Below are 805 nucleotides of genomic sequence, written 5' to 3' on the forward strand. Positions count from 1 at the left end.
CTCTTGATCTGGTGCGAGCTTCCTGATTCACAGTGCGTGTGATGGTAGGAGGCGGCGAATGGCGTTGTTCTGGTTGTCGGACGAAGCGTGGGCAGCGATCCAGCCGCATCTGCCGAAGAACCAACCTGGTGCCCGTCGGGTGGATGATCGGCGGGTGATCTCGGGCATCGTCCACGTGCTGAAGGTCGGCTGTCGCTGGTGCGATTGCCCCGCAGATTACGGGCCTTCGACGACGATCTACAACCGCTTCAACCGCTGGTCACGGCGCGGGTTCTGGCTGGAGTTACTGGCGGCGCTGGTCGACGCAGGGGTGGTGACCAAGAGCACCGCGATTGACAGCACCTACGTCAAAATCCAGCGCGCGGCGTTCGGCGCAAAAGGGGGCGCTCGACGCAAGCGATCGGACGATCGCGTGGCGGCTGGACCACCAAAATCCATGCGCTCACTGACGTTGTCGGCCGTCCCTATGCCCTGATGCTGACGCCGGGCAATGTCAGCGACATCAAAGCCGCGCCCACTCTTCTGGAACGCGCAGGGCGTATGCGATACCTGCTCGGCGACAAAGGGTACGACGCCGATAGCCTTCGCCGGGCGCTACGCGAGGCAGGTGCCACGCCGGTTATCCCCGGGCGCCGCAATCGGAAAAGAGCCGTCCGCTATGACAAGCAGCGATACCGCGGGCGTCACCTCGTCGAGAACGCCTTCTGCCGCCTAAAGGATTTCCGCCGTGTCGCTACTCGCTACGACAAGCTCGCCGCCAATTTCCTCTCAGCCGTTGCGATCGCAACCGCCATCGCGTTCTGGT

The 805-nt window shown here is 63.2% G+C and carries 1 pseudogene; it reads left to right on the forward strand.

Annotated features, from left to right (window positions below):
- Positions 1-58: 58 nt before the first annotated feature.
- Positions 59-805: pseudogene (locus NLI89_RS21685) on the forward strand (IS5 family transposase); the annotation flags it as partial.

This window comes from Sphingomonas faeni, assembly GCF_024273235.1.
Classification (GTDB): domain Bacteria; phylum Pseudomonadota; class Alphaproteobacteria; order Sphingomonadales; family Sphingomonadaceae; genus Sphingomonas; species Sphingomonas faeni_A.